A 23,280-nucleotide genomic window follows, 5' to 3' on the forward strand; every position below is an offset into this window, starting at 1 on the left:
AAAAGGCTACCTGAAAAATTGCGCCGCAGGTTTTAACTTCGTTAAAGCTTATGCTTTCAGGTAGCCTTTGTTTGGCTGGTTGAGGCTACCTGAAAATTGTTGCCAACAAGCAGGCGGCCTGGAGATACGCACGACAGCTATTGCTGTTGATTTTCAGGCAGTTTCTGTATCCACTGCCATTGCTGTTGCAGTACATTTTGCAGGGCACGTTGTTTTTGTTCGGGGCTTTGCAGGTTGCCAGTGATGCGTTGGTAGTCGAGGGCAAAGTTGGGGCGGCTGATGCTGCCGTTGATTTTTAACGGCAGCCAGAGATCTTGGCCGACACTGGCGAGCACGGCGTAGTTGAGTGTGGTGGCTCGAATGTCGAAGCTGCCTTGGCCGCTGAGGTTGAGGCTGTCGCTTTGCAGGCTGAGGCTGGGCGTGGTGCCCATACCGTTTTCTACACTGGCTTCGATGCTGAAATGGCGGAAGGGGGTATTGCTCTCGGCGTTATAGCGGATCAGGTTTTGGGCGGGTAGGTTGTCGGGCTTGTTGAGGATTTTGCCAAGGTTGATGCCTTGCCACGCACCATTGTCGAGCACGATTTTGCCTTGTCCGGCAAGGGTGGTGTGCCATTCGCTGCGTTTGAGGCCTTCTGCACCCAGGTGGAAGGATGCGTTACCGCGCCCGCTGAGGTGGTTGAAGCGAAAGGCATCTTGCAGCAGGGGTTTGATTTGGATGTTGTTGAACCGGATGGCGGCTTCCCATTTGGGGCGGCTGCCGTGGTGCAACACGGCACTGCCTTCGGCATTGCCATCGTACATCTGCATTTTGATGGTTTGGGCTTCAAGTTTTTCAGCGTCTAGGTGCAGGGTGCTGTGGAAATTTTGGATTTGCAGGCCGGAGCCTTCAAGCATGCCGATATCGAGGGTAAGCCGAATTTGGCGGTGGTGCAGGGCTCGCGGCCAGTATTGCAGCCACAAAGGGGCTGCGGTGTTTTCGGCGGCAGGGGCAGGGCGTTTGGTTTCGAGATAGCTGCTGAGTGAAAGTTTACTCAGATTGATAGCCGCTTCGATGTTGTGGCCTTGATCGCTGAAACTGCCGGAAATTTTCAGGTAGCCCTCATTGTTGTCGAGGCGGCCCTGCAGTTCAGCTTTCCAACTTTCGCTGTTACCGGCGGCTTGGCCATGCCATTGACCGGAGAGATAGGGCATGCTGCCGGGTGCGGCGTTGTGGCGGGTGCTGAGGTAGAGGTTGTCGATTTGAAAATGTCCGGGCTGTGCTTGGAGGCGGCCGTTGGCGCTGTAGCCGCTGCTGCCTTGCTCGTATTCCACTGCACCACTGAGTTGGAAACCAGCGATTGCTAAGGTGCGGTTTTGATAGGAAACTTTGTTGATGCTGCCGCTGCCGCTATGCCGCACGGTTTCAGCCGAGGATTGACCATTTTCTGAGTCGACGTTGAAGACAATGTGGGTTTCAGGCAAAACGACGCTGTCGGGGGAGAATTGCCAGTTGCGGGTATTGCCATCAATATTAAGCGACCAGGCAGGAACTTGGATACTGAGCCGGCCGTCTTTGGTATTGAGACGGCTTTGCTCGGCGGTATAGTCGGCATTGCCTTGCCAGGCGGCGGTGAAGGGCTGGCCGTTGGGCAGGAAGCCGGCAAGATTGGCTTGTAGTTGTTCAAAGTGGCTGCCGCTATAGGCGCCAGAGGCCTGTATCCTGTATTCCTGCGGGGCAAACAGGCTGGCAGAGAGGCTGAAGTTCTCATCGGCACGATCGATAAAGCCGGATACTTGACGCATGGTTTGTTTTTGTTCGCCGTATTGCAGGCGCAGGGAACAATCATCAAGTTCGATATGGCGGGGCAGGGTGCTGCTTGCTGCTTGGTTAGCAGTGAACCCAGCCACTTCCCATTGCCCGCTTTCCAGCCGACGCGCGCTGATGCTGGCGCGTTGCAGGTGCAGACTGTGGATAGACACATCGCCCCACAAAGCCGACCAATTAAATGAAAGCTGCACGGCCTCGGCATTCAGCGTTTGGCCGTTTTCCTGCGTGCGGCTCAATCCCACTTGGTGCAGCACCACATAAGGATAGGGGAACCAGCCGCGTTCGATTTGACGGCCATCAAAATTCAGCTGCTGGCCTTGTGCGGCAAGCATTTGGTTGGCAGTTTGGCGGATGCGGGCTTCACTGAGCAATCGGCTCAAACCGAATGATGCACCCAGCCACAATACCAACAAAACCAGGCCGAAAAGCAGCGCTTTCAGCCAGAGTTTGCTCCAAATTTTGCCGGAATACAGCTGTTTGCTCATCGAAATACCGTACGCAATAGGAAATCAAACAAAAGGTAGCTGCTTTATGCCCGTCTGGCAAGGGTTTTAGCCGATTTTTTCAGAGGTGGCGAAGGGTAATCTGAAAATATCGGTTTAAAACGCTTGCCGATTTTTTCAGGTAGCCTCTGCCGATATAAGGCTACCTGAAAATGCAACCCCCAAACACCCAAGCAAAATGGTTATATAATGCCCGCTTTTCTCCGCCTGCCTACCGCACCATGCAGCTTGCCGATTTCGATTTCCACCTACCTGAACACCTAATTGCCCAGCAGCCGCCCAAACAGCGTGGCAGCAGCCGACTGCTCGATGCCCGCCCCGGCCTCCCCCTATGCGACCGCCTGTTTGCCGAGCTGCCAAACCTGCTCGAAGCCGGCGATTTACTCGTGTTCAACAACACCAAAGTAATGAAAGCCCGCCTGTTCGGGCACAAAGCTAGCGGCGGTCGCATTGAAGCCCTAATTGAACGCGTATTGGACGAACACTGCGCCCTGGCGCACATCCGCTCCTCCAAGTCGCCCAAGCCCGGCAACCTGCTGGAACTTGACGGCGGCATTCGGGCGCAAATGGAAGAACGCGAAGGCGAGCTTTTTAAGCTACGGTTTTCAGGTAGCCTCAACGTATACCAAATCCTCGAACAAACCGGTCGCCTGCCGCTGCCACCCTATATTGAGCGCGCCGCCGATGCAGCCGACGACGAACACTACCAAACCGTTTACGCCAAACATCAAGGCGCCGTTGCCGCCCCCACCGCCGGCCTGCACTTCACCCCCGAATTGTTGGATCAACTGCAGGCAAACGGCATCCGTCGTGCCGAAATTACCCTACATGTGGGCGCCGGTACCTTCCAGCCTGTGCGCAGCGAAAATATTGCCGAACATAAAATGCATAAAGAGTGGTACAGCATCCCCGCTGAAACCGTTGAAGCCATTGCGGAAACCAAAGCAAACGGCAAGCGCGTATGGGCAGTCGGCACCACCTCCATGCGCAGCCTGGAAGCCGCCGCCCAAAGCGGCCGCCTGCAAGCAGGCGAGGGCGATACCGATATTTTCATCACCCCGGGCTACCGTTTTCAGGTAGCCGACGGCCTGATTACCAACTTCCATCTGCCCAAATCCACCCTGCTGATGCTGGTGAGCGCCTTTTCTGGCGTCGAGCACATCCGCGCCGCCTACCGCCATGCCATCGAGCAACAATACCGCTTTTTTAGCTACGGCGATGCCATGCTGCTCACCCGATCAGAAGCTTCCTAAAAACGCATTTATGGACAACCAAAGCAATAAACAAATACCGAAGCTATATACCAATATAATAATTTTACATAATATATATTATGTGAACTTTAATATTATTCATTTTAATAAAGTAGAACTTTTCATGTTTAAACAACGGATAAAACTGGCTACAAATACACAATCTCGCCACTTAAGTTTTATGTTTTCAGGTAGCCTGGTGAACGCTTAAGGCTACCTGAAATATGGAAATATCCAATGGAGTGCGGGCATTTATCTCGGCCAAGGAATAGGTTTGCGCTCCAAACTGAAGGCTGCCATGTTCAAGTAGCCTGTCCTGTGCCGCACGACCAGGCCAAACGGCTACAATCAGCCGCCGATTTTGATCACTTCTGCGCCTTCCTCCCGGCCGATAATCAGTACGTGGGCGGGATGGCGGGCGAACAGGCCGTTTTCGACAATGCCGGGGATGCGGTTGAGTTCGTCTTCCAGTTTGAGCGGCTCGTTGATGGGCATATTGTGCACATCGATGATTTTGTGGCCGCTGTCGGTGGTGAAATTCAAGCGCAACTGCGGGCTGCCGCCGTATTTGAGCAGCTGGCGCGATACCAGCGAGCGGGCGGCGGGGATGATTTCGATCGGCAGCGGGAATTTGCCCAGCCGGGAAACGTATTTGCTCTCGTCTACGATGCAGACGAATTTTTCGGCGGCGCTGGCCACGATTTTTTCGGCCAACAGCGCGCCGCCGCCGCCTTTAATCATTTGCAGGCTGTGGTTGACTTCGTCGGCGCCGTCGATATACACGGGCAGCTCGGTGGCTTCGGTGAGCGGCACTTCAGGAATGCCGTGTTGTTTTAAGAGTTCGCTGGTGGCTTTGGAGGTGGAAACGGCACCTTTGATGCGGATGCCGCTATTGGCCAGCTCTTCGATGAAAAAGTTTACGGTGCTGCCGGTGCCGATGCCGATGTAGGCATTTTCGGGCACGAATTCGAGGGCTTTTTGGGCGGCGGTGCGTTTGAGTTGGTCTTGGGCGGACATAGTGTTCTCCTGTTAGCGTGATTGGTGGGCTTGGCTTCGTTTCAGGTAGCCTTATTCTACTATGCGGGCGGGAGTTTGGGTATGCGGCCGCCCTGCCCTTTTGCTTTGGCGGACGGGGTTTAGAACTTTGCCCAGCCGGCAAAATCTTTTTTAATTTCCCAGCCTTTTTTCGTCAGCTCGGCGGCATGGGTGGGGAATAAATCCATGATGCAGTCTTGCCATACGTCGGAAAGGCTCTCCTTGTAGGGGTAGGCGTATTGCGTTTGTTTCCGCAGGCGCAAACCGGCTTGCAGCAGCGCGCTGAGGCGGTTGAGCAATTCGTGCACAATAGTTTCGCCCAGTTCGTCGAAATAATCTTGGCGGAAGCTGAGCAGCAGGCCGCTCTGCGGCAGGCCGCCGTAGCTGGCGTCATGCAGCATCAGGGTAAGCGCCGGTGTGGTGTCTTGCTTGGAACAGGTAACGGGGCTGGGGAAATTGGCAAAGAAGTAGGGAAATTCAAAGGCTTCCGGCTGGGTGCTGAGATAGTAGTTATCGGCAAGTTTCTGCAATTTTTCCGCGCGCCACGATAAGCGGCCGAGTTTGACTTCCCCGTTGCCTTCATACTGACTGGCACCGATGCGCGGTATTCCTTTGATTTTACCTGAGAAGGGGTTGATTTCGTTGATGAAGGCGGGCCAGAAGGCGCGGTTTTCAAGGTGTTGCTTGATGCCGAGCGGGGCGAGGAGGATGAAGTTTTGGTGGAGATTGGTGAATTTCATCGTGCGGCCTTTCCGGCTGGTGGCAGAGAGGCTACCTGAAAAAGGAAGGAGGGGAAAATCCGGTTTCAGGTAGCCTGATGGAGCTTGAGGCTACCTGAAAAACGGACGACTTGGCAAATCCGTGCCTCTGCCGCTCGTTTTTTGTTTTTATACGCGGGATTCGGGTTTTATCCGACGGCCTTTTCCAGCAGCACCACGGCTTGGGCTTCGATGCCTTCCATGCGGCCGAGGTAGCCGAGTTTTTCGTTGGTTTTGCCTTTGATATTGACGCAGTTTTCAGCTAATCCCAAGTCGGCGGCAATATTGGCGCGCATGGCGGCGATATGGGGGCGCAGTTTGGGCTGCTGGGCGATGATGGTGCTGTCCACGTTCACTACGCGCCAGCCTTGGGCTTGCACGGCGGCGTAGGCTTGGCGCAGCAGGGCGCGGCTGTCGGCGTCTTTATGTTCGGCGGCGGTGTCGGGGAAGTGGGTGCCGATATCGCCCAAGGCGGCGGCACCGAGCAGGGCATCGGTGATGGCGTGCAGCAGGGCGTCGGCGTCGGAGTGGCCGAGCAGGCCTTTTTCAAAGGGGATGGTTACGCCGCCGAGAATGAGCGGGCGGCCGGGCACGAGCTGGTGGACGTCGTAGCCTTGTCCGATGCGGAGGGTCATGGAAGTTGCCTTTGTTGGGTGGATTTTAGGTTTCAGGTAGCCTTGGAGCGGGAGGCTACCTGAAAAATCAGTTGTCGATCAAATGGCCGAGTTTGGCGGCTTTGGTTTGCAGGTAGCCTGTGTTCTCGCTGTTTTGTCCCACCAAAAGTGGCACACGTTCGGTGATTTTAATGCCGCTTTGCTCCATCTTGCTGATTTTATCGGGATTATTGGTAAGCAGGCGGATGGAGTGAACGCCGAGGTGCTGGTAGATGGCTTGGGCCAGGCTGAAATCGCGGGCGTCTACGGGCAGGCCGAGGGCGAGGTTGGCTTCTACGGTATCGAGGCCTTGGTCTTGCAACGCATAGGCGCGGATTTTATTGATGAGGCCGATGCCGCGCCCTTCTTGGCGCAGATACACAATCACGCCGCGTCCTTCGCGCTGCACGGCCTGCATGGCGGCTTGCAGCTGGGGGCCGCAGTCGCATTTTTGTGAAAACAGGGCGTCGCCGGTAAGGCATTCGGAGTGGATGCGGGAGAGTACGGGCTCGCCGTTGGCGATATCGCCCATGCTCAGGGCGATGTGTTCTTGGCCGCTCGGCTCTTCGAAGCCGTGCATGGTGAAGATGCCGTATTCGGTGGGCAGGCGGCAGGAGGCGATGAATTTTAGCGGGGTCATGGTGCTTGTTTGGTGTGTGTGGAGTGCTTGTTTTTAACTTTCAGGTAGCCTTTATTCGACGGCGTCTTCCGGCTGCAACAAAGCGGCGAGCGGTTCGGTCAAGGCAAGAGCCAGGCCGACCCAGATGCTTTGGGCGGCTTCATCGAAGGCGGCGGTGTGGCCATGTTCGAGATACACCACGCCGAGCACGCGGCCGTTTTCGGCGCATACCGGTACGGCCAGCTGGCTGCCGGGGCGGTGACGGCTACCGGCGAGGTCGCCGTTTTGCAGCCATTGGGCAACGTCGTCTATTTGGTTCAGCCAACCGGTTTGCGCGCTACGCGTGGCTAGGTGGGCGGTGTGCGCGGCTTCTAAGTCTTGCTCTACGGCGAGCAGCTTTTCCAACGGCTCGCCTTGCGCCACCAGGTGCAGCAGGCTGCCTGGTGTGTGCAGCAGATACACGGCGGCGCTGCGGCAGGGGCTGGCGGTATAGGCGGAATCAAGCGCCATAAAGATTTGGCGCAGCCGGGCGTGGTGCACTTCGTTGCGCGGCAGATGCTGCTCCAATGTGCCGTCTGCACTGCGATACCACAGGATTTCCGGCTCAATCTCCGCCCTGCCCGCCGCCATCACGCTGCCGGCGGTGAGCATGGCTATCTGCACCGCCTCTGCCGGCAGTTTCAGGCCTTGGGTGCGCAGGTAATCTTGAATCAATGCGGTACTCATGGCGGCTTTCCTGAAAAATGGGCAATGATACTGCTAGAGCGGGCAAATGACAATTTCCATTGCTATAGCAATCGGCTATCACTGCCCTGCCCCTTGTGCCATGCCGACATTTTCAGGTAGCCTTCCTTCCTTTGATAACCAGCCACCCAACCCAATCATGAAACTCAAACCCTTCCTCACGCAAGCCGCCTCCGTGCTGCACCGCCTCGACCAACTCCTGCCGCCCGAACAGCGCGAGCCCGATTGGCAAGCCATCGCTTTCCGCTGGCAGAAACACGGCAACGGCGGCCTGCTCACCACCCTGCCCCGCCCGCACACTTTCCCCCTCTCCCGCCTGTGTGCCATCAGCCCGCAAACCCAGCGCCTGGTGCGCAATACCGAGCAATTCCTCGCCGGCCGCCCGGCCAACAACGCACTGCTCACCGGCGCGCGCGGCACAGGCAAATCCTCGCTCATCAAAGCCCTGCTGCACGAATACGCCGAGCGTGGCCTGCGCCTGATTGAAGTGGACAAACACGACCTTGCCGGCCTGCCCGCCCTACTCGATTTGCTCGCCCCGCGCAGTGAAAAATTCATCGTTTTCTGCGACGATCTTTCCTTTGAAGACGGCGAAGACAGCTACAAAGCCCTCAAAACCGCGCTGGACGGCGGCCTCTCCCGCCGCGCCGACAACGTGCTGGTGTACGCCACCTCCAACCGCCGCCACCTCATGCCCGAACACATGGCCGACAACCTCGCCCGCACCGGCGAGTGCGGCGAAGTGCACCCGCAGGAAGCAGTGGAAGAAAAAGTCTCCCTCTCCGACCGCTTCGGCCTTTGGCTCAGCTTCTACCCTTTCAGCCAAGAAGACTACCTCGCCGCGGCTGAAAGCTGGCTGGCCGATGCCGGCCTGCCGCTGGATGACACCGCCCGCCGCGCCGCCCTCCAATGGGCGCAGATGCGCGGCAGCCGCTCCGGCCGCACCGCCTACCAGTTCGCCTGCGACTGGGCCGGCCGCCTGCCGCACGAACGGGAAGTGGATTAGCAGTTTGGAATAGCTACAAATCAAAGGCTACCTGAAACCCTGGTTTGGATTTTCAGGTAGCCTTTTTCCCAATTCAATATACAATTGGTGAAAATCCAAGTTTAATTTATGGAGTAAAACATGTACGGACTGGCTATTATATTTTTGTTTTTCTTTTCGCTGATTTTGTGGATTGTGCTGACAAGGTTGGCCGTTAAATTCGGCAGAAAGATATTCACCCGGATGTTGCCTCAATATGGTTGGGCGGGGAAGGCCGGAGCATTTGCCGGATTTATGCTGCTGATGGGCGGCTGGATTGTGAAATGGAAAATTGAGAACTGGCAGGCAGTCCGTCATGCCGAGGAAGCATGCAAAAAAAACGGGGGTATGGGTATATGTGGATCCCGAGGAGTGGAAACGGATGGTGGGCGGCGAGGAAGCTTGGCGGGAGTTGGGCTATTATCCTTATGCCGGCACTTCAAAAGAAGTGGGCACGCGTTATCCGGAAACAGTGGATTTTGAAGGGATAGAGTATCAATTTAGCGATGGCGACAATACACGTGTGGCATGGTATACTAATTTTAAGTTGTCTAATAAACCATATGTTTCATTATGGAGTGAAATACATTATGATGCCGTCAGTAAAAGGGTATTGTATAAGGCAACAACCTCCTATCTTCAGCAACCATCAATAGAAGAGGGATTTAAGGGTTTTTTTGGAGCGGGGAGAAAGACTGCCGAAGCATATACAAATTGAAGCAAAGAGAAGTTTTCCACCAATTTATATATTTACCAACCAACCATAAGGGATCTTAAGTCATGAATGCTAATCAATCTGTAGCCAAGAAGGTGAAACCGGAAAAGAAAGCCCCAATCCGTCAAAAGATATCCTGGCAATGCGCGGCAAATCCGGGCAACGGCAAAGCGGCTATCCCTAAAAGGCTACCTGAAAACCTTGGCAACAGGATTTTCAGGTAGCTTTTTTTCATACTGCGGCTAAGCCATTGGCACTATCACACAAAATCCAATATCGGCCAGCCGCGCTGTGCGGCGGTGAGGGTGAGCACGGGGTCGGGATTAACGGCTACGGGCTGGTTTACCTGCTCCAAGAGCGGTAGGTCGTTGCGGGAATCGCTGTAGAAATAAACTTTTTCGTAGTCGGCCTGGCTTTGGCCGCGTTCGGCCAGCCATTGGTGCAGGCGGGTTACTTTGCCCTCTTGGAAGCTGGGCGTGCCTATCGGGCGGCCGGTGTAGTTACCTTGGGCATCGGTTTCGAGGCTGATGCCGATGATGTTTTCAATGCCGAATTCGCGGGCGATGGGGGTGATGATGAATTCGTTGGTGGCGGAAATCATGAGCAGGGTGTCGCCCGCGTCGCGGTGGCTATCGACCAGCATTCTGGCCATTTGGGTGATGCTTGGGCGGATGCGCTGCATGAACTCGCGGTGCATTTCGTCCAGCTCGGCACGGCTGTATTCGGCTAGCGGGCGCAGGACGAAGGCGAGATAGGCATCGAGATCGAGGCAGCCTTTGCGGTAGTCTCGGTCGAACGCTTGATGGCGCTGCATATCGGCATCGCTGAAGATGCCTTTTTCGTGCAGGAAATTACTCCATTCGCTGCTGGAATCGCAGTTGATGAGAGTATGGTCGAGGTCGAAGATGGCGAGGTTCATTGGTTTAAATATTCTGTTGCAACAGTTGTTTGAGCAGGGGCAGCGTAATGGGGCGGTGGCTGGCTAGGGCGTGGCGGTCGAGGGTGTCGAGCATGGCCATCAGGCTGCCGATGTCGCGCCGCCAATGGTGCAGCAGATAGCGGAAAATATCGGGCGAAATGCGGATTTGGCGGCTGCGGGCGGCTTCGACCAAGGCGGCGATTTTTTCTTCGTCGCTGAGCGGTTTGATTTCATACACCAGGCAGTAGCCCATGCGGGTGCGCAGGTCTTCACGCACGGCTAAGCGCGCCGGCGGCACGCTGGCGCCAATCAGGAGTGCGCCCTGCCGGCTCTGGCGGATATGGTTGCAGAAATTAAACAATTCGGCTTGGCCGTCGGCATCGAGGCTGTCGATTTGGTCGAGGGCGAGATGGCAGTCTGCCGGCGGCATCTCGTGCAGCGGTTCGGCAGCGGCATTCAGGTAGTGTGCGGACAATCCGGCCGCTTCTGCCTGCGCCGCCCAAGCTTGGAGCAAATGGCTTTTACCGGCGCCGGCCGGCCCCCACACATACACAAAAGGCTCGCGCTGCTCGCGCAACACTTGCAACAGCTCGCGGTTGCCCTGGCCGAGAAAGGTGTCGAAACTCGGCGGAGCAGCGGGAAAATCGAGGATGAGTTGATTCATGATGTGATGGAGGCTACCTGAAACAGGGTAGCTGCTTTCAGGTAGCCTTTCGCAGGCTTAAGCCGACTCGCGGATACGGTGCAACACTTCTTCTTTGCCGATCAAGGCCAGCACGGCATCCACGCTGGGCGTTTTGGCGGTGCCGCACACCGCCAGGCGCAGCGGCATACCGAGTTTGCCCATTTTGATGCCTTCGGCTTCGCAGAACGGAGGGAACAGGGCGTGGATGTTTTCTGCCGTCCAATCCTGTTCGGGCAGTTCGGCCAGTTTGGCGGCGAAACGCTGCATCCGCGCGGGAGCTTCGCTATCCCAATGTTTGGCCACATCGGCTTCCAACGGCACGGCTTTGCGGTAGAAGTAGGTGCATTCGGCGGCCAGTGCGTTTAAATCGTGGGCGCGGTCTTTCACCAATGCCAGCACGTCTTCCAGCTTGGGGTTACCTGAAACCACAACACCTTGTTTTTCCAAGCGTGGCAACACCAGTTTGGCCAGTTCGGCGTTACTTGTGGCTTTGATGTGTTCGGCGTTGATCCAATATAGTTTTTTTGCATCCATGCGGCTGGCGGAGGAAGAAACGTGTTCCAGCTCAAACCATTGCACGAACTGCTCCATATTGAAAAACTCGTCGTCGCCGTGCGCCCAGCCCAAACGGGCGAGGTAGTTGAGCAGGGCTTCGGGCAGGATGCCCATGTCTTCGTATTCGGTAATGGCCACGGTGTCGCCGCTGCGTTTGGAGATTTTCTTGCCCTGCTCGTTTAGGATCATGGGCAGGTGGGCGTATTCGGGCGGGGTGGCACCGAGGGCTTTGAAAATGTTGATTTGTTTCGGCGTGTTGTTCACATGGTCGTCGCCACGGATAACGTGGGTGATGCCCATGTCCATATCGTCGGCCACCACGCAGAAGTTGTAGGTGGGCGTGCCATCGGCGCGGGCGATGATGAGGTCGTCGAGCGCAGCATTGGGGATGCTGATTTCGCCTTTTACCAAATCATTCCAGCGGGTTACGCCGTCGGTCGGCATTTTGAAGCGGACAACTGGCTCTACCCCTGCGGGAATTTCCGGCAGTGTTTTGCCGGCTTCCGGCCGCCAGCGGCGGTCGTAAGTGGCCGTGCCTTCGCGCTCGGCTTTTTCGCGCATCTGCTCCAATTCTTCTTTGCTGCAATAGCAATGGTAGGCATGGCCTGAATTAAGCAGTTGTTGGATTAACTCTTTATAGCGCGGGAAGTTTTGGGTTTGGTAAACGATATTGTCGGCATTGTCGGCGTGCAGGCCTACCCATTGCATGCCGTTGAGAATGATTTGCACGGATTCGGCGGTGGAGCGTTCCAAATCGGTGTCTTCGATGCGCAGCAGGAATTCGCCGCCGTGATGTCTGGCAAATGCCCATGAATACAGCGCGGTGCGCACGCCGCCGATATGCAGGTAGCCGGTGGGGCTGGGGGCGAAACGGGTTTTGATGGTCATGATATTGGCTTTCGAAATGAGATAGATAGAGGATTAACAAGCTTTCGATACCAAGCGAACCAACGCCGTAGCAAAACTTTAAGTGAATCCGCTATTGAGAAAGGGCGTATTGTAGCGGATTGGGCTGGCTTCGGGGAATGTGGCGGCAGATAAAAGGCTACCTGAAATGCCATGCAAGTTTTCAGGTAGCCTGTTTGCCATTCTGGCAGGCGCGTTACAGCGTGGTGTTCAATGCAGTATCGATGTCGCGCCAAATGTCTTCAATATCCTCAATGCCCACGGAGAAGCGCAGCAGGCCTTCGCGGATGCCGAGTTTTTCTTTCACCGCCGGGCTCATGCCGCTGTGCGATTGGCTGAAGGAATGGTTCACCAGGCTTTCCACGCCGCCAAGGCTGGCGGCCATGTGCAGTAGTTTGAGGTTGCGGATAACAGAATCGGCAGCAGCTTGGCCGTCTTTCTTCAAATATACCGACACCACGCCGCCGAAGCCGCGCATTTGGCGTTTGGCCAATTCGTGATGCTCATGGCTGGGCAGGCCGGGATAGAACACTTTATCCACGGCGGGATGCTGTTCCAAGCGGCGGGCGAGCTCGGCGGCGTTGGCCAGATGCTGCTTCATGCGCACGGAGAGGGTTTTGATGCCGCGCAACACAAGGGCGCAATCCATTGGCCCGGCAATGCCGCCGGTGTTTATCAAGGTGCTTTGCAGGCGTTTGGCCAGGGCTTCTTCCTTAGCCACCACAATACCCATCAGCACGTCGGAATGGCCGCAGAGGTATTTGGTGGCGGAGTGGAACACGATGTCGCAGCCCATATCGAGCGGGTTTTGCAGATAGGGAGTGGCGAAGGTGTTGTCGATGCCCACCACCGCGCCGGCAGCTTTGGCTTTTTGTGCCAATAAAGAGATGTCTACCAGTCGCAGCAGCGGGTTGCTGGGGCTTTCCAGCCACACGAGTTTCACTTTGTGTTCGGCCAAAAGCTTATCTAGGTTTTCAGGTAGCGTAAGGTCGGCGAAAATCACGTTTATGCCCCATTGGGCATACACTTCAGTGAGCAGGTCGTAGGCACCGCCGTAGATATCGGCCACGGCTACGATAGTGTCGCCGGGGCGCAATACGGTACGGAACACGGCATCAATGCCGGCCATACCGCTACCGAAGGCAAAGCCGGCACAACCATGTTCTAACTCAGCCACGGTGTCTTCCAAAATTTTGCGCGTGGGATTACCCATACGCGAATAGCGGTATGGAATATCTTCGCCAATGGTGTGTACAGCGAACATGCTATTTTGGTAGATAGGTGGCATCACGGCACGGTTGTGCTCGTCCGGATTGTAGCTACTGTGGATAACTTCAGTATCAAAATGCATAGGATTCTCCTTTCAGATTGCCTTTACGGCCGCTGGTGGACAGTACAGCTATAGCAAAATTCCCATAACTGCTACACAGCAAAACAGATTGACAACGTAGGCAGCGAAGGACTTTAGCTACAGATACAAAAACAGCCGAGCAGTGTGAGCTGGCTGTTTTTTCTTGGATTTGCAAAGCGCGTACTCTACAAAAATGTTCTGGCGGAAAGGAAGGGATTCGAACCCTCGATACGCTATTCACGTATACACGCTTTCCAGGCGTGCGACTTCAACCACTCATCCACCTTTCCAAGGTAATTCACGTAATTATACTAAAATGCCCACAGCAACGCAACCATTTTCTCCCCCCCTATCCCTGCCGACAATTTCCCGGCAGCAGCGAAAACCCTTCGCTCCGCAGTTGGCCGGCCTTTTCGCGCAGCGGGGTAAGCGGATACACTGTTTTCACTGCCACCAAACCATAAGCCGCGGCGGCTGCCGGCCACCAGCGGTTACCCGCCAACTCCATAAACCGCCACCGCTGCAACGCCCGACTGCTTTTCCACGGCGGCACATACGCCATAAACCGCCCTGTATCCGGCCTGAAGCCGGCCTCAGCCAGCATCCGCCGCACTTTCGGCAGCGGCAGCGCATGGGCGCGCAGGCCGAGTTGTTTTTCAGGTAGCCCGAAGCGCCACAGCGAATACGGATTAAACCCGCTGAGCACCAAACTGCCGTTGGGCACCAATATGCGGAAGCACTCCCGCAGCAATTCTTCCGGCTGCGCACACAATTCCAAACCATGCGGCAACAGTAAGGTTTGCACGCTACCCGACAACAGCGGCAGTTGCGGCAGTGCACACACCACGTCTGCCTGCGCCCTACCCCGCCCCAACCGCAACACCTGATGCGGCCAGCAATCCCAGTTGCAGAGCGAGGTGGTCACGGTAACACCATATAAATTATCCGTATGTACGGCAAAAAACGCCTGCTCCGCCATTTTCAGGTAGCCCCCTGTAGCAGTGTTATCCAGCCATTCGGCCAACCTGTTTTCTTCTATCATGCCGCCTCCTCATTCTTCTGGCCATCATACCTATCAAACAAAATTTTGCAAAACACAGCGCAAAGAAACCTGCCGAAAATGAGAGTTCGGGTGCACTCTCGTGTTATTATTTTATCTCTACGCATGCCGTGCCGGCAAAACGTTCAGCTGCGGCTTGACACGGCTTCCACCCAACCCTTAATATCCAAAAAATTTTTAGCTAATCATAACGTTAAACCAAACGGACTCATTCCTCTGCCATGAGTAAATTCAAATTTCTTTCCCTAGCCATTTTAAGCCTGGGAATTCCAGCTTCTGCCCTCGCCCAAAACTATACACCGGAGCAGATTGCCGCCTCCATCACCAACCTCAACGCTGCCATTCTGCGTAATCCCAGCCAAGCCCGCCACAATAATCTGTGGAGCCGTATGCGGCAAGACTTCCGCATGAGCGAAGTCAATCCCGAAATCGTGCGCCGCCACGAAACCTACTTCAGCACCCGCAGTGCCTATTTCAACCGCACCGTGGAGCGCAGCCGCCCCTATCTCTACCACATTCTCTCCGAAGTGGAAAAGCGCAACATGCCCTCCGAAATCGCTCTGTTGCCGTTTATTGAGAGCGCATTCGTTACCAAAGCCCGTTCTCACGTGGGAGCCTCCGGCCTGTGGCAGTTTATGCCCGCTACCGGCCGCCACTACGGCTTGACGCAAAACAATATTTACGACGGCCGCCACGACATCTACGCTTCCACCAACGCAGCACTGAACTATCTGCAATATCTGCATAATATGTTTGGCGACTGGTCGCTCGCGCTGGCTGCCTACAACTGGGGCGAAGGCAACGTGAGCCGCGCCGTAAACCGCGCCCGCAGCCAGGGGCTCGAGCCGGTGTATGAAAACCTCAATATGCCCAACGAAACGCGCAATTACGTGCCCAAGCTTCTAGCCGTGCGCAACCTCGTGAGCAACCCGCAAGTATTCGGCTTAAATCTTTCCAACATCGAAAACAAGCCCTATTTCGAAGCCATCAGCATCGATAGCCCGATAGATATCAACGCCATCACCCGTCTGGCCAACATCAGCCAAGCCGAATTCGAAGCGCTCAACCCCAGCTTCAAAGTGCCCGTGTTCCTGCCCGAAAACGGTCAGCGCAAACTGCTCTTGCCCGTAGGCGCAGTCAATGCTTTTGAGCGCAACCTGCGCAGTGCCTCCAAAGAATCCCTGCTCTCCTACGACATCCTGCACTCTGACGGTGCCACCACCCTCAGCGACATCGCCGACCGCAACGGCGTGAGCGTGGCCGACCTGCGCCGCACCAACGGCCTCAGCAGCAACACTATCCGTGCCGGTTTGCCTATTCTCGTGGCCAAAAACAGCCTGAACAACAGCCAGCTTGGCCGCGGCGTGCAGATGCTTGCCGACAACAAACCCGCCGGCGGCGACCCGCTGGGCAACCTCATCCGCCGCAACAGCCAGAGCGTATCCGAACGCAACAGCATCGTGGCCGCTGCCAAACCGGCTGCCCAGCCTGTAACACCGCCCGTCCCTGTTCAGGTAGCCTCAGTCCAACCGGCCAACCCGCCCGAACCCGTCCATGCCCCCGTGCAGCAGGCGCAAAACCCAACTGCCCCTGCTACTTTTACCGCATTGGCTTCCAACGGCACCCGTTCCACCGAACCCGCACCCCGCGTGAACAGCTCGCCCGATATTCAGGTAGCCCCAGCTCAAACGGTTGTCCAAACAGCTGCCCAATCCGTAGACCAACCCGCCACGCCCAACAACATCCACAGCCCAAACGACAGGCTACCTGAAACCGTTGAACTTGCCGACAACAGCAATCCCCAGCCCGACCCGTTGATGTCCTTGGCTGGCAACAGCAGCGCAGATAATACCAAGCCTGCCGACGAACCCGGCAGCAGCAGTGCCGCAGCCGCCGTGCGTGCTTCCTTAGCACAAACCGAAGCCCAGGAAACTCGCCGCCAAGCCCAAGCTGAGGTTCGCCGCGCCAACAATGCCAGCTTCGGCCAGCTAGCCGCCAACACCGGCAACAACCAACGCCGCGCTGCCCGACAAGAGCAGCAGGCCAACCGCCGTGGCGCACAAACCGTAACCCACAAAGTGCGGGCCGGCGAATCACTGTATTCCATTGCCCGCCGCTACAACGTGAACGTGGCCGACCTCAGCCGCGTCAACAACCTGCACGGCAACAATATCCGCCCCGGCCAAGTATTGCATGTGAGCGCCAGCAGTAATCATCAGGCCGCCAACCGCTATGCCGACAACAAATCCAGCAGCCGCAACGACCGTAACAGCCGCACCGGCAACGATCGCAATGGCAGAAACAGCCGCCAGCAAACCATGTCCCACACCGTGCGCAGCGGCGATACCCTGCAATCCATCGCCCGCCGCTACAACACCTCCGTGGCTGACATCAAACGTAGCAACAACCTGAGCAACAGCGTGTTGCACCCCGGCCAAAAACTACGCGTGAGCAGCGGCACTTAACTTCTACGAAGAGCGCAACATTTTTCAGGTAGCCTCGATTAAGGCTACCTGAAAATATTTATATAGATTATCTAATAGTTACCAACATCATCCATCAAACATGAATCTGCAAAAACGCCGCGAAATTTTTCAACGCCTGCACGACGCCAACCCCAATCCCACCACCGAGCTGGTGTTTCACAGCCCATTCGAGCTGCTCATCGCCGTGCTGCTCTCCGCCCAAGCCACCGACAAAGGCGTCAATAAAGCTACCGCCAAACTCTTTCCTGTGGCCAACACTCCGCAAGCCATTCTCGATTTAGGCCTAGAAAAGCTGATGGAATACACCCGTACCATCGGCCTCTACCAAACCAAATCCAAACACATTATGCAAACCTGCCGGCTGCTCCTGGAAAAACATGGCGGTGAAGTGCCGGATACCCGCGAAGCGCTCGAAGCGCTGCCCGGCGTCGGCCGCAAAACCGCCAATGTCGTGCTCAACACCGCCTTCGGCCAACCGACCATGGCCGTGGACACCCATATTTTCCGCGTAGCCAACCGCATGAATCTCGCGCCAGGCAAAAACGTGCGCGAAGTGGAAGACAAACTCATGCGCTTCGTGCCCAAAGAATTCCTGCTCAATGCCCACCATTGGCTTATCCTACACGGCCGCTACACCTGCAAAGCGCAAAAGCCCCTGTGCCACGAATGTATCGTGTATGATTTGTGCGAATACAAAGGCAAAACGGTTTAAACCAATAAAACTCAGCCCTGTATGTTCATGGCCATGAGAGGCTACCTGAACATACAGGGCTTGGTTTTAAAGCGGATAGGTTCCAGGTAGCCTCCACTCGGTTGGAAGGCTACCTGAAACACAATGGGCACGCTGTTGCCGCCTAGCAATCAACTTTCCGAACGAAAGAGGCGACGGATATCCTGCTCCAGCGTATCCAGCATTTCATAGCGTTTGCGGTACATAGAGCGTTTTTTGCTTTGCACTTCTTCCAGCGGCGTGCGCTCAATTTGAGTGGGCAGCCGCCAATAGCCGTTGGCATCGAGGCTGCCTTGGTTTTCCTGCCAGAAGGCATCGTAGTTGAACAGCAGGCGGCTGGAGTCATTCCAGCGGAATTTGGCCTGGCTTTTGTGTGGAATGCCGTAGAGCTCGCAGCCGAGTTCGGCAGCCATCAGCTTGAATACGTTCACCATCATAAACATCGGCCGCACGCCGTGCAGTTGCTTGGTGGTGTGGCGGATGAGCTCGGGGGCATCGCTGCTGTGCGGCCCTTGGATGGAGGTAATCAGCAGGCCGTTGGGCGCGATAAAGCTGAACACGGCATCGTAAATGCGGCTGCGCTCGGTGCTTTGCAGGCTCACTAAAAAGAAACCTTCCAACGGGTCTTTATGGTTGATATTCAAACTGATGGAGAGTTCGGGCGCAGGATGGTTGAGCAATGCCGTGCTCTGTGCCACCAGCTCTTGCCACTTGGCAGCGGAAGGTTTGCTTTGCGCCAAAGTGAAGTTGTTAATTACGGCCTGCAATCGCGCATCTTTGCCGAATCGGTTGTCGGCATAAGTATCCAGCACGGCGCGGGCGGCATAGGGATTGTGTTGGAAAATCGGTGCCCACATCGGATGCTGGTTGATGAAGGCGGTAAACTCTTCGCATTGCCGCCGCGCCAGCAGGCGTTGGATGTGGTCGCGCAGATACACCACCGCATATTTGCGGATGCCCCGTTCGCGCAAATTAGGATACTGTTCGTCGAAAGTGGGAAAGTGAAATAAATCAGACATAAGCACCCATATTGTGCCAAACGGCGCCGAGCCGTTTGCGTGAAAAACAAAGCGATGCCGGGCAAAAACCGACCATCGAAAAGCGGTCAATCCTACCCGATTTGCCAACAGCCTTGCAAGGCTTGCCGCTGGGAATGAAGGCTACCTGAAACCCTACTCTACCCTTTCAGGTAGCCTCACGTCTTGCTTCAAGCACAGCCACGCAATTATGATGCTGCCCATTCAGCCATTATTACCGTCCATTATGCACACCACCCCGCTCACCACACCCCCGCTTGCCCCAAAAACCCGACAAGCGCTGCTTGAATTGGGCATAGCCGACACCGCCGATCTGCAACGCATTACGCCTGCCACCGCTTTCCTGCTGCTCAAAGCCAGCGGCCTCACCGTTACTGAATCCACGCTGTGGCAATTGGTATTGCTAGCCGAAGGGCGAGAAGGCTACCTGAACGAAACCGAACAAGCCGAATGGCGCGCCAAACTGCGTGCCCACTGCCCGGTTGCCCTGTTTCCGCCGCGAGAAGAAAGCGAACACTGGATGCGGCAGGCTTTGCAATTGGCCGGGCAGGCCTTGGCCGAAGGCGAAGTGCCGGTGGGCGCGGTGGTGGTGCACCAGGGAGAAATCATCGGGCGCGGCGCCAATGCCTGCGTGGCCGAACACAGCGTGTGCTGCCATGCCGAAATCGCCGCGCTCACTGAAGCCGGCCGCCGGTTGGGCAACTACCGGCTGGACGGCTGCGATTTATACGTTACCCTCGAACCGTGCAGCATGTGCGCCGGCGCCATCATGCAATCGCGTATCCGCCGCCTGATTTACGCTGCTGCCGAGCCGAAAACCGGCGCTGCCGGCAGCATGCTCGACCTGTTTGCCAACAAACAGCTCAACCCACACACCGCCGTGCAAGGCGGCGTGTTAGCAGAGGAAAGTACGAGGCTGCTGCAACGTTTTTTTCAGGAGCGGCGGCAAGGATAGCGTGGATTAAAATAAGGCAGCTAGCCGCAGGCGGCTAAGCAAGCTACCGTAGTAGTATTCTTATTTTGGTTCACTATAAATGCCGAGAGATAAGCCCCCTAGCCCATCCGGCTACCTGAAAAACAGTAGCAGATAGTTTTCAGGTAGCCTTTAATTATGTGCCAACCGCTACTAGAAACTGGCCGAATACAAAACAGCCGGATAACCGTTCCCCGATATTGGAGAAATGCAGTTATCCGGCTGTTGTTTCACCATAGCTGTTTTCAAACTGAAATCAAACCCGGCGCAGTACATTGCATATGGAGCAGCTATATTTTCAGCCAGCCTGCAGCCAAATCACTACTCCATGCCACAGCTGCCATGCCGCCCACAGGCTGACACTCAGCCCGGCCACCAGCCGGAAACGCGAATGTTGCAACAGGCTTTTGAGCTGGTTGGCAAACAGCCTCATCACCAGCGGGTTCGGCCACGTCCAAGCCTAAGGCCAGCATCATCAGTGCGCCATCCTCCGCATTGCCGCTGCCCAGCACATACAGCGAAGCGCTGTATACCATGCCGCACGGCAGCCAACCCACAGCAGGCCAACACCGAAGCAGGCAAGGGGTATTTTGGATGGGCAAGAGGCGGTTTAGAGCGGATTGAGCCGCCACACCAGCTGCCCGAGCTTTTCCACCTGCGCGACATAGGCGTTGAACCCGGCCAGGTACAGGCCGATAAAGGTGTAGCTGCCGATACGGCCGAGGTTCATCAGCATAATCAGTTTCACGCACCCCACCTGCGGCGGCAGCTGCAAAGCAAAGACAGTGCTCAAACCGCCACACATACCGGCGCAACGGCCGCCACCGAGAAAGCCGGTGGCGACGAAGGAGAGGAGTGTGAGGGTAGAGACCATGGCATTGTTTTCAGGTATAGCTCAAGCGCTGATTCCTGCCTACAGCTCGTTGCCTGCTGAAGGGGAATAATTGCTTTGACTATAGCCGTTCGGTGAAAGCTGCCAAACGGCAATTCAGGCTACCTGAAAACAGGTTGCCCACTTTTTCAGGTAGCCTTGGCGGGAAATATGATGATTGGTTTATAGGCTACCTGAAAATGATTTCACAACTTTCAGGTAGCCTGTTGGCGAATGCATCGGGCAATCAAGCTGATTGCTTGGTACCGAAAATCTTGTCGCCGGCATCGCCCAAGCCAGGGATGATGTAGCCGTTTTCGTTGAGGTGGCTGTCGAGCGCGGCAGTGTAGATTTTCACGTCGGGGTGCTTGTCATTCACCAGCTTCACGCCTTCCGGTGCGGCCACCAGTACCAAGGCAGTAATGTTGCGGCAGCCTTTTTTCTTCAGCAAATCAATGGTGGCCACCATCGAGCCGCCGGTGGCGAGCATCGGGTCGAGAATCATGGCCGGGCGTTTGTCCATTTTGCTCACCAATTTCTCGAAATAGGAAACCGGTTGCAGAGTCTCTTCGTCGCGCTGCAGGCCAACCACGCTGATTTTAGCAGTGGGCAACAAATCGAGCACGCCATCGAGCATGCCCAAACCAGCACGCAAAATCGGCACCACGGTTACGGTTTTGCCTTTAATCTGCTGGCCTTCGATGCGGCCACACCAACCTTCGATGGCCAGCGGCTCGATTTCCAGATGGCGGCTGGCTTCGTAGGCCATCAGGCGGGCCAGCTCTTTTACCAAAGTACGGAATTGGTAGGTGTTGCAGTTGGCTTTACGCATCAGGGTGATTTTGTGCTTGATCAGCGGATGATCGATAACGGTTAAGTTCATGGCTATGGTTTCCTTCATTTGATTTGGCGGGACGTATTTTAGCTTAACAGGCGGGCGGGAAAAAGCGGGGAGTATAATTTCTTCCTACAGCATTGGCTCGCCTGGTATTACATGCTGCTGACAGGGTGCATCCCCACTTGAGCACAACAAAAGGCTACCTGAAAACTTTCAGGTAGCCTCTTTATCATTTCAGCAAGCGAACCAGCTTACACTTCAATGATGACTTTCATGGCTTTGGTGCCGGCAGCGTGTGTGAACACGTCGTAGGCCTTTTCCATTTCGCTGAATTTGAAGCGGTGGGTGGCCAGTTTTTCCATCGGCAGCTTGCTGGATTCACAAGCTTTCAGCAGCATGCCGGTGGTATTGGCATTTACCAGGCCGGTGGTAACGGTGATGTTCTTAATCCACAATTTAGCCAAATCAAATTCCACGGATTTACCGTGTACGCCCACGTTGGCCACATGGCCGCCTTCTTTCACCACTTTTTGGCAGATATCCCAAGTGGCAGGATAGCCAACGGCTTCCATGGCACAATCCACGCCGCAACCGCCGGTGATCTCCAAAATTTTGGCCACAGCGTCTTCCTTGTTAGGATTGATGGTGTGGGTGGCGCCCATTTCTTTGGCCATGGCCAGGCGGTTTTCGTCCATATCCACCACGATAATGGTGGCCGGAGAGTAGAACTGGGCAGTCAGCAGGCAGCCCATGCCCACGGGGCCGGCGCCAACGATGGCAATGGCATCACCAGGTTTCACTTGGCCGTACTGCACACCGATTTCATGGCCGGTAGGCAGTGCGTCGGAGAGGAATACAGCCACATCGGTATTGAGGGTTTCGGGCAGATGGTAGAGCGAATTGTCGGCAAACGGAGTGCGCACGTATTCGGCTTGGGTGCCGTCGATCATGTATCCCATAATCCAGCCGCCTTCTTTGCGGCAGTGGGCGTAGAGCTGTTTCTGGCAATTGTCACAAGTGCCGCAGCGGCTCACGCAGGATACGATGACTTTATCGCCTTTTTTGAAGTCTTTAACGGCAGAGCCCACTTCTTCCACCACGCCGATGGCTTCATGGCCGAGGATACGGCCTTCCCATTTGCCGGTTTTTTCGCGGGCAACTGCTTCGATTTCCGGGTTTTTGCCCTTCATGATACCCAAATCTGTACCGCAAATGGTGGTTTTGGTAACGCGAATGATAGCATCAGTAGGATCAATGATAGTGGGAACCGGGCGATCTTCGAAGCGGACATCGTTTTCGCCGTAATAGGTCATGGCCTTCATGGTCTTGCTCATTAGACTCTCCTAATGTGTTTACCGATAAATAATCAGTTGTTGGGAAAGAATCCAGGGAATTCCGGATGGTCCATTATAATCTTTAATTCTTCCCTAATGGTCAAATTTTCCATTTAAAAAATTAGAGCTATATTATAACAATAGCAGTTTGTGGAAATATTGTGTAAATAATAAGATAAGTTTCTATTTTAGAAGCGTTTGCCGACAGCACAGATTAATCGAACTCTCGCTATGGCGGTAGCCTATATTACCGTATTATCTTTTATTGTTATGGCTCATATTGTTATGGCTCACTGTTTGTATGGCTGCAGCCATAGCTCCGTAGGCAGTGAATTGCTTTAGCTATAACATTAAAAGACTACCTGAAAACCCAATACTTGCCTCTCACAAAATACAAAACAGCCTCTATTCCAACTGAACGG

General features: G+C 55.3%; 20 protein-coding genes, 1 tRNA gene and 1 pseudogene. 6 read left to right on the forward strand and 16 right to left on the reverse strand.

From position 1 onward, the window contains the following. Window positions 1-137: 137 nt before the first annotated feature. Window positions 138-2,294, reverse strand: coding sequence for an AsmA family protein (locus A7Q03_RS02390; RefSeq protein WP_067446982.1), 2,157 nt, complete (start codon window positions 2,292-2,294; stop codon window positions 138-140). Window positions 2,295-2,533: 239 nt separating this feature from the next. Here A7Q03_RS02390 and queA point away from each other — a divergent pair, with 239 nt between their 5' ends. Then, the gene (gene queA, locus A7Q03_RS02395) at window positions 2,534-3,565 is read left to right on the forward strand and encodes a tRNA preQ1(34) S-adenosylmethionine ribosyltransferase-isomerase QueA (RefSeq protein ID WP_067447369.1); all 1,032 of its coding nucleotides are present in this window, start codon (window positions 2,534-2,536) and stop codon (window positions 3,563-3,565) included. A 348-nt stretch (window positions 3,566-3,913) separates the two neighbouring features. On the opposite strand, the gene rpiA is transcribed toward queA, so the two are convergent. The 5 genes from rpiA to A7Q03_RS02420 form a co-directional block, all read right to left on the reverse strand. Continuing rightward, window positions 3,914-4,582 (reverse strand): ribose-5-phosphate isomerase RpiA, encoded by a 669-nt coding sequence (gene rpiA, locus A7Q03_RS02400; protein WP_067446983.1) that lies wholly within the window; start codon window positions 4,580-4,582, stop codon window positions 3,914-3,916. Between the two features lie 119 nt (window positions 4,583-4,701). Further along, entirely contained in the window at window positions 4,702-5,340 is a 639-nt protein-coding gene (locus tag A7Q03_RS02405) for a hypothetical protein (RefSeq protein WP_067446985.1), read from the reverse strand. A gap of 167 nt (window positions 5,341-5,507) precedes the next feature. Continuing rightward, the gene (gene ispF, locus A7Q03_RS02410) at window positions 5,508-5,993 is read right to left on the reverse strand and encodes a 2-C-methyl-D-erythritol 2,4-cyclodiphosphate synthase (protein WP_067446987.1); all 486 of its coding nucleotides are present in this window, start codon (window positions 5,991-5,993) and stop codon (window positions 5,508-5,510) included. 67 nt (window positions 5,994-6,060) lie between these two features. After that, window positions 6,061-6,651, reverse strand: a complete 591-nt coding sequence (gene ribA, locus A7Q03_RS02415; protein WP_067446989.1) for a GTP cyclohydrolase II — start codon at window positions 6,649-6,651, stop codon at window positions 6,061-6,063. A gap of 51 nt (window positions 6,652-6,702) precedes the next feature. Beyond that, on the reverse strand, window positions 6,703-7,356 hold the full coding sequence (locus tag A7Q03_RS02420; RefSeq protein ID WP_067446991.1) for a GAF domain-containing protein: 654 nt from the start codon (window positions 7,354-7,356) through the stop codon (window positions 6,703-6,705). 157 nt (window positions 7,357-7,513) lie between these two features. Here A7Q03_RS02420 and A7Q03_RS02425 point away from each other — a divergent pair, with 157 nt between their 5' ends. Both A7Q03_RS02425 and A7Q03_RS10085 read left to right on the forward strand, forming a co-directional pair. Beyond that, the gene (locus tag A7Q03_RS02425; RefSeq protein WP_067446993.1) at window positions 7,514-8,380 is read left to right on the forward strand and encodes an ATP-binding protein; all 867 of its coding nucleotides are present in this window, start codon (window positions 7,514-7,516) and stop codon (window positions 8,378-8,380) included. Window positions 8,381-8,714: 334 nt separating this feature from the next. After that, the gene (locus A7Q03_RS10085; protein ID WP_156496186.1) at window positions 8,715-9,116 is read left to right on the forward strand and encodes a hypothetical protein; all 402 of its coding nucleotides are present in this window, start codon (window positions 8,715-8,717) and stop codon (window positions 9,114-9,116) included. 256 nt (window positions 9,117-9,372) lie between these two features. Here A7Q03_RS10085 and A7Q03_RS02435 read toward each other — a convergent pair whose 3' ends face one another. From A7Q03_RS02435 to A7Q03_RS02460, 6 genes are all read right to left on the reverse strand, one after another. Next, window positions 9,373-10,032: an HAD family phosphatase gene (locus A7Q03_RS02435; RefSeq protein ID WP_067446997.1), complete on the reverse strand. Its 660-nt coding sequence runs from the start codon at window positions 10,030-10,032 to the stop codon at window positions 9,373-9,375. Window positions 10,033-10,036: 4 nt separating this feature from the next. Further along, window positions 10,037-10,696, reverse strand: coding sequence for a DnaA regulatory inactivator Hda (hda, locus tag A7Q03_RS02440; protein WP_067446999.1), 660 nt, complete (start codon window positions 10,694-10,696; stop codon window positions 10,037-10,039). A gap of 57 nt (window positions 10,697-10,753) precedes the next feature. Next, window positions 10,754-12,160, reverse strand: a complete 1,407-nt coding sequence (gltX, locus tag A7Q03_RS02445; RefSeq protein WP_067447001.1) for a glutamate--tRNA ligase — start codon at window positions 12,158-12,160, stop codon at window positions 10,754-10,756. Window positions 12,161-12,374: 214 nt separating this feature from the next. Continuing rightward, a complete protein-coding gene (locus A7Q03_RS02450) occupies window positions 12,375-13,529 on the reverse strand; it encodes a PLP-dependent aspartate aminotransferase family protein (protein ID WP_067447003.1) in 1,155 nt (384 codons plus the stop codon). Window positions 13,530-13,728: 199 nt separating this feature from the next. Further along, window positions 13,729-13,819, reverse strand: a tRNA-Ser gene (locus A7Q03_RS02455). 59 nt (window positions 13,820-13,878) lie between these two features. Then, window positions 13,879-14,571: a class I SAM-dependent methyltransferase gene (locus A7Q03_RS02460; RefSeq protein ID WP_067447005.1), complete on the reverse strand. Its 693-nt coding sequence runs from the start codon at window positions 14,569-14,571 to the stop codon at window positions 13,879-13,881. Window positions 14,572-14,810: 239 nt separating this feature from the next. Here A7Q03_RS02460 and A7Q03_RS02465 point away from each other — a divergent pair, with 239 nt between their 5' ends. Beyond that, window positions 14,811-17,054: a LysM peptidoglycan-binding domain-containing protein gene (locus tag A7Q03_RS02465; protein WP_067447007.1), complete on the forward strand. Its 2,244-nt coding sequence runs from the start codon at window positions 14,811-14,813 to the stop codon at window positions 17,052-17,054. Between the two features lie 100 nt (window positions 17,055-17,154). Beyond that, the gene (gene nth / locus A7Q03_RS02470; RefSeq protein ID WP_067438840.1) at window positions 17,155-17,787 is read left to right on the forward strand and encodes an endonuclease III; all 633 of its coding nucleotides are present in this window, start codon (window positions 17,155-17,157) and stop codon (window positions 17,785-17,787) included. A gap of 149 nt (window positions 17,788-17,936) precedes the next feature. On the opposite strand, the gene A7Q03_RS02475 is transcribed toward nth, so the two are convergent. Continuing rightward, window positions 17,937-18,824: a DUF535 family protein gene (locus A7Q03_RS02475; RefSeq protein ID WP_067447009.1), complete on the reverse strand. Its 888-nt coding sequence runs from the start codon at window positions 18,822-18,824 to the stop codon at window positions 17,937-17,939. Window positions 18,825-19,032: 208 nt separating this feature from the next. Between A7Q03_RS02475 and tadA the strand changes: the two genes are divergently transcribed. Further along, complete coding sequence (gene tadA / locus A7Q03_RS02480) at window positions 19,033-19,797, forward strand: tRNA adenosine(34) deaminase TadA (protein WP_082880651.1); 765 nt, start codon at window positions 19,033-19,035, stop codon at window positions 19,795-19,797. A gap of 316 nt (window positions 19,798-20,113) precedes the next feature. Here the strand turns inward: tadA and A7Q03_RS02485 are convergent. From A7Q03_RS02485 to A7Q03_RS02495, 3 genes and pseudogenes are all read right to left on the reverse strand, one after another. Then, window positions 20,114-20,689 (reverse strand): annotated as a pseudogene (locus A7Q03_RS02485) (sulfite exporter TauE/SafE family protein). 244 nt (window positions 20,690-20,933) lie between these two features. Next, entirely contained in the window at window positions 20,934-21,569 is a 636-nt protein-coding gene (gene upp, locus A7Q03_RS02490; RefSeq protein ID WP_067438834.1) for a uracil phosphoribosyltransferase, read from the reverse strand. Between the two features lie 206 nt (window positions 21,570-21,775). Then, the gene (locus A7Q03_RS02495) at window positions 21,776-22,846 is read right to left on the reverse strand and encodes a zinc-dependent alcohol dehydrogenase family protein (RefSeq protein WP_197474740.1); all 1,071 of its coding nucleotides are present in this window, start codon (window positions 22,844-22,846) and stop codon (window positions 21,776-21,778) included. Window positions 22,847-23,280: the final 434 nt, after the last annotated feature.

The sequence above is a fragment of the Eikenella sp. NML99-0057 genome (assembly GCF_001648535.1).
Lineage (GTDB): Bacteria > Pseudomonadota > Gammaproteobacteria > Burkholderiales > Neisseriaceae > Eikenella > Eikenella exigua.

Coding starts and splice junctions, on each gene's coding strand:
- A7Q03_RS02390 (WP_067446982.1), bottom strand. CDS start 2,294: ATGAGCAAACAGCTGTATTCCGGCAAAATTTGGAGCAAACTCTGGCTG.
- queA (WP_067447369.1), top strand. CDS start 2,534: ATGCAGCTTGCCGATTTCGATTTCCACCTACCTGAACACCTAATTGCC.
- rpiA (WP_067446983.1), bottom strand. CDS start 4,582: ATGTCCGCCCAAGACCAACTCAAACGCACCGCCGCCCAAAAAGCCCTC.
- A7Q03_RS02405 (WP_067446985.1), bottom strand. CDS start 5,340: ATGAAATTCACCAATCTCCACCAAAACTTCATCCTCCTCGCCCCGCTC.
- ispF (WP_067446987.1), bottom strand. CDS start 5,993: ATGACCCTCCGCATCGGACAAGGCTACGACGTCCACCAGCTCGTGCCC.
- ribA (WP_067446989.1), bottom strand. CDS start 6,651: ATGACCCCGCTAAAATTCATCGCCTCCTGCCGCCTGCCCACCGAATAC.
- A7Q03_RS02420 (WP_067446991.1), bottom strand. CDS start 7,356: ATGAGTACCGCATTGATTCAAGATTACCTGCGCACCCAAGGCCTGAAA.
- A7Q03_RS02425 (WP_067446993.1), top strand. CDS start 7,514: ATGAAACTCAAACCCTTCCTCACGCAAGCCGCCTCCGTGCTGCACCGC.
- A7Q03_RS10085 (WP_156496186.1), top strand. CDS start 8,715: ATGCCGAGGAAGCATGCAAAAAAAACGGGGGTATGGGTATATGTGGAT.
- A7Q03_RS02435 (WP_067446997.1), bottom strand. CDS start 10,032: ATGAACCTCGCCATCTTCGACCTCGACCATACTCTCATCAACTGCGAT.
- hda (WP_067446999.1), bottom strand. CDS start 10,696: ATGAATCAACTCATCCTCGATTTTCCCGCTGCTCCGCCGAGTTTCGAC.
- gltX (WP_067447001.1), bottom strand. CDS start 12,160: ATGACCATCAAAACCCGTTTCGCCCCCAGCCCCACCGGCTACCTGCAT.
- A7Q03_RS02450 (WP_067447003.1), bottom strand. CDS start 13,529: ATGCATTTTGATACTGAAGTTATCCACAGTAGCTACAATCCGGACGAG.
- A7Q03_RS02460 (WP_067447005.1), bottom strand. CDS start 14,571: ATGATAGAAGAAAACAGGTTGGCCGAATGGCTGGATAACACTGCTACA.
- A7Q03_RS02465 (WP_067447007.1), top strand. CDS start 14,811: ATGAGTAAATTCAAATTTCTTTCCCTAGCCATTTTAAGCCTGGGAATT.
- nth (WP_067438840.1), top strand. CDS start 17,155: ATGAATCTGCAAAAACGCCGCGAAATTTTTCAACGCCTGCACGACGCC.
- A7Q03_RS02475 (WP_067447009.1), bottom strand. CDS start 18,824: ATGTCTGATTTATTTCACTTTCCCACTTTCGACGAACAGTATCCTAAT.
- tadA (WP_082880651.1), top strand. CDS start 19,033: ATGATGCTGCCCATTCAGCCATTATTACCGTCCATTATGCACACCACC.
- upp (WP_067438834.1), bottom strand. CDS start 21,569: ATGAACTTAACCGTTATCGATCATCCGCTGATCAAGCACAAAATCACC.
- A7Q03_RS02495 (WP_197474740.1), bottom strand. CDS start 22,846: ATGAAGGCCATGACCTATTACGGCGAAAACGATGTCCGCTTCGAAGAT.